Source organism: Sulfurovum sp. (assembly GCA_026990595.1).
GTDB lineage: Bacteria > Campylobacterota > Campylobacteria > Campylobacterales > Sulfurovaceae > Sulfurovum.
In genome coordinates this window covers 1-3,852 of sequence record JALXCZ010000043.1, presented here as the reverse complement: position 1 = coordinate 3,852, position 3,852 = coordinate 1, and the positions used below count along the sequence as shown (strand labels likewise).

The following is a 3,852-nucleotide window of genomic DNA, read 5'->3' as shown; positions in this document are numbered from 1 at the left end:
GTCCAAGGATCTCTTGGATAATCGCATACGCACTCTTTTCTTGAAAGATTTCATAACGTTGGTTGAGTCCCAGATAAAAAAGAGGATGGACAACGGTGAGGGTATAGAGGTATTTATCGGCTACTTTGTTGGCTTCTTTGGCTTGGTAGATTTTAGCAAAGATCTCTCTTTTTTTAGTAAAGTCTTTTTCATCTTGGAGCAGGAGTTTCACATCGGTATCTACTAGGTCAGCAACTTCTAGTTTGACAGGGCTTACGAAGGTGACTTCGTAGGTATAGGGTTTGCCTAGGGTGTGTGTGCCGTTTAGGGTGTAGATGGAGTAGGCATTGTCATTAACGTAGGGGTTCTTTTTTGCATTGAGGAGGGTGAGACGGGCTTTGACTTTTTGCAGTTGGGTCGGGTTCATTTGGTTCCCTTGAATGTTGTTTTTTATGGTTTATTTTAGCGTAATATACTTAATTCTTTTTAAAACTGCTTTTAGGTGTACGAATAGCTATGATAAGAGCTAATTGGTATCTAAAATAATGTATCAGACGTTGTTTCAACTCTTGCAATGAGATCTTTGTAGTGTTCAACATTCTGGAATGCTTTTTCATAACGCCAACGCAGGACAAATTCGATGATCTCATTTTTCAAGGTGTTGTCGAGTGTTTCGGCTTTTCCAAAATACCCCAAAGAGATATTTTTTGCTTTCTTTTTGCCATTCTTGTCCGGTTCATAGGTAATTGCAATGATCTGGATATATTTTCCTTCACGTACTTCACCGAAATCTTCTTCTTTCAGTCCAATACCTGAGAGGTTCATCGCTTTATAGATGAAGATCTTATCAAAGTCAGGTGACTTCTCAAAGATCTTCAGTTTTTCATAAAGTTCTTTTACCCGTACAACATTCTCTTTTCTAACATCATCAGAACTTAGCGTTACTTTTGAAGCAGAAGCTTTTTTTGTAACAGAAGTCTCTTTTACAGGTTCTTCAACAGATGCTTTTTTAGTTTGAGTTACTTCCTTTTGAGAAGGTTTGGAAACAGTCTCTTTTTGCTCTAATTTCTCTTCCAAACGACTGGTAAGTGCTTTGAGTTTATCTAAACTACTAGACATGAATGTCCCTTCAAATGGGGCTTTAAAGCCGCATAAAATCATATATTAGAAAATATTGTAACTCATATTAGTTAATAGAGAGTTTAAACTATAGTGAATAATATCAATTTTTCTATTTTTTAATGTAAAAAAGAGAAAGAGTATTTAATATTGTTTAATATACATTCTTTAATTCCTCCCCTTAACCAATCTTTAGATAAAATCTCTTTCATTATATATAAGGGTGTTTAGATGGATTATTTACAGATCAACGGCGGAAAAAAATTAAGTGGAAGTGTAACGATCAGCGGAGCAAAGAATGCTGCCCTGCCCATTATTGCTGCGACCATACTGAGTGATAAAGAGGTAACACTTACCAACCTGCCCAATGTTGTAGATATCCGTACGCTTCTTAAACTCCTTACCATGCTTGGAGGCACGGTAGCACATGACAATACTGTAGCGCACATTAATAACGGTACGATCACTTCAACCAAAGCTGTGTATGAGATCGTCTCACAGATGAGAGCTTCTATTTTGGTACTTGGTCCCCTACTCGCGCGTTTTGGCGAATGTGAAGTCTCTTTGCCCGGCGGTTGTGCCATCGGACAGCGTCCTATTGACCTGCACCTTAAAGCACTTGAATCCATGGGTGCGAAAATAGAGATAAAGGGCGGGTATGTACATGCTATGGCTCCAGATGGGCTCAAAGGTGCCAAGATCATCTTTGACAAGATCACGGTAGGCGGTACAGAGAATATCGTCATGGCAGCAGCACTTGCACACGGAACCACGACCATCGTCAATGCCGCAAAAGAGCCTGAAGTGGTACAGCTGTGTGAAATGATCGCAGATGCCGGTGTAAAAATAGAAGGCATTGGCAGCAATGAACTCAGCATAGAAGGAACAGGCGGAAAACCATTGGACTTCAAAACGGTAGATATTATCCCTGACCGTATAGAAGCAGGCACTTATCTCTGTGCCGGTGCGATCACCAATTCAAGCATCACACTGCATAAAGTAGACCATGGACATATTAGAGCTTCCATAGACAAACTGGAGTCTATGGGATGTACGTTTGACCTTCAGGAAGAGAGCATCACCATCTACCCTGCCAAAGAGCTTAAGCCGGTGAATCTCATCACCATAGAGTACCCCGGTTTCCCTACAGATATGCAGGCACAGTTCATGGCTGTTGCCGTCATGGCAGAAGGTGAGAGCCTTATAGAAGAACGTCTCTTTGAGAACCGTTTCATGCATGTAAGCGAACTCAACCGTCTTGGTGCAGACATCTGGCTCAAAGGCTCTACAGCAGCAGTCAAAGGTGTAGAGAAGCTCTACGGTGCCGATGTCATGGCAACAGACCTTAGAGCTTCTTCTGCACTGGTACTTGCCGCACTGGTAGCAGAAGGCACAACGAATGTCAGACGTATCTATCACCTGGACAGAGGTTATGATGATCTTGAGGGGAAACTGGCTGCACTGGGTGCAGATATTGTAAGAAAGAAAGGATAATTTCATAATGCAGGAGAAAACTCTCCGGCATATGCAGGGTTATTGATTTACCACAGGTGCAGTATTTCTTGATACTGCATTGTTTGCAGGCTGTTGTTGGCTCATTGTAGTTACCAGAGGAGAGACAACAGCAGGTTGCGGTACATTGGCGTTTACAGCAGTGTTGTTTTGTAGCCCCTCTGCACTATTGACCTTTTGTTGAGAAAGCACTGCTTTTTGAGGAGCCGTGCTTTTTAATGATGCAATAGTCTCATCAATATTCTTATCGTTAAGCTGTTTTGCAGAGGTAATCAGTTGATACTCCTCTTCAAAGTTCAGTTCCGGACCGTAGGAGAGTCTTTTGGACGCTTTATAATCAGCAATGATCTTTTTTGTGCCTGATCCTATCACACCATCGATCTTATCATGGTAAAAACCGTAAATTTTAAGTGCAGTCTGTATTCTCTTTGCTTTTACTTTCTCGTTGCTTCCTTGTGCGATCAGGTATCTGTCAAATATGAACAGGTCACCCAAATAAACAAGTGCATCTCTTGTCTTTGGGTCTAATGATGCGGTATTCCCCAATCCATAAGCGTTATTCATTGCTTTAATAGCTGAACGTGTTTCATAGGAGTTGACTTCACCATCTATCTTACCATGGTAGAACCCTAAAGCTGTAAGTGATTTTTGAATTTTTTTCTCAATGGTCATTACAGGTGCGACATATTTCTTTACATGTTTTTTTCTTGCATGTCTTTTTTTATGTACACGTCGCTTTTTTTTATGACTCATCACACCGTAGGTTACTGCAGCTCCAACTGCGGCTCCGGCAACAAATGCACCTGCTCCTGATGGCGGATGCGGAGGTCCCCATGCATAAAGTACATTCCCCGTAAGTACAGAACACGCCAATACGGCAATAAGTTTCTTTTTCTTAAACATTCTTTTCTCCTATTTTAAGTTCTAGAAGTATATCACAGTTTGATTAAGAGCTTAAGATAGTCTTAAATAATGAGGTATTGAGGGGTGAGTTTGGAGAAGAAAGTGTTTAATGGTATGCAGAAGTCTATTTGACTTCTACAACTTTTATAATGGCAGGAAAACCTGGCCCTATGGCTTTTTTAACAAGCTTTGCTTTGAGCTTGACCACCTCTTTTTGTCTTTTTCCAAGGTTAAATGTTTTTGCATTCTGTATCTTGTAACTCTTATGACTTTTTTGATCTTCGATAACCAGATAGCTATGCGGAGCAGAGCCTTTTACATAAAGCCCTCCTTCAAGTT

5 protein-coding genes are annotated in these 3,852 nt (G+C 40.7%); 1 reads left to right on the top strand and 4 read right to left on the bottom strand.

What is annotated here, in order from left to right; genetic code table 11:
- Both MVE01_RS08205 and MVE01_RS08200 read right to left on the bottom strand, forming a co-directional pair.
- Positions 1-406 (bottom strand): contractile injection system protein, VgrG/Pvc8 family (locus tag MVE01_RS08205; protein ID WP_472561698.1); only part of this gene is annotated, 406 nt, incomplete at its 3' end.
- Between the two features lie 110 nt (positions 407-516).
- Positions 517-1,098: a hypothetical protein gene (locus tag MVE01_RS08200; protein WP_472561697.1), complete on the bottom strand. Its 582-nt coding sequence runs from the start codon at positions 1,096-1,098 to the stop codon at positions 517-519.
- A 231-nt stretch (positions 1,099-1,329) separates the two neighbouring features.
- On the opposite strand from MVE01_RS08200, the gene murA reads away from it, so the two are divergent.
- Positions 1,330-2,592, top strand: a complete 1,263-nt coding sequence (murA, locus tag MVE01_RS08195; protein ID WP_472561696.1) for a UDP-N-acetylglucosamine 1-carboxyvinyltransferase — start codon at positions 1,330-1,332, stop codon at positions 2,590-2,592.
- A gap of 39 nt (positions 2,593-2,631) precedes the next feature.
- Here the strand turns inward: murA and MVE01_RS08190 are convergent, their stop codons facing one another.
- Together MVE01_RS08190 and MVE01_RS08185 are read right to left on the bottom strand one after the other, a co-directional pair.
- Positions 2,632-3,513 (bottom strand): peptidoglycan-binding domain-containing protein, encoded by an 882-nt coding sequence (locus MVE01_RS08190; protein WP_472561695.1) that lies wholly within the window; start codon positions 3,511-3,513, stop codon positions 2,632-2,634.
- A gap of 124 nt (positions 3,514-3,637) precedes the next feature.
- Positions 3,638-3,852: hypothetical protein (locus MVE01_RS08185; RefSeq protein ID WP_472561694.1), on the bottom strand; the 215-nt coding region annotated here is incomplete at its 5' end.

Coding starts and splice junctions, on each gene's coding strand:
- MVE01_RS08190 (WP_472561695.1), bottom strand. CDS start 3,513: ATGTTTAAGAAAAAGAAACTTATTGCCGTATTGGCGTGTTCTGTACTT.
- MVE01_RS08200 (WP_472561697.1), bottom strand. CDS start 1,098: ATGTCTAGTAGTTTAGATAAACTCAAAGCACTTACCAGTCGTTTGGAA.
- murA (WP_472561696.1), top strand. CDS start 1,330: ATGGATTATTTACAGATCAACGGCGGAAAAAAATTAAGTGGAAGTGTA.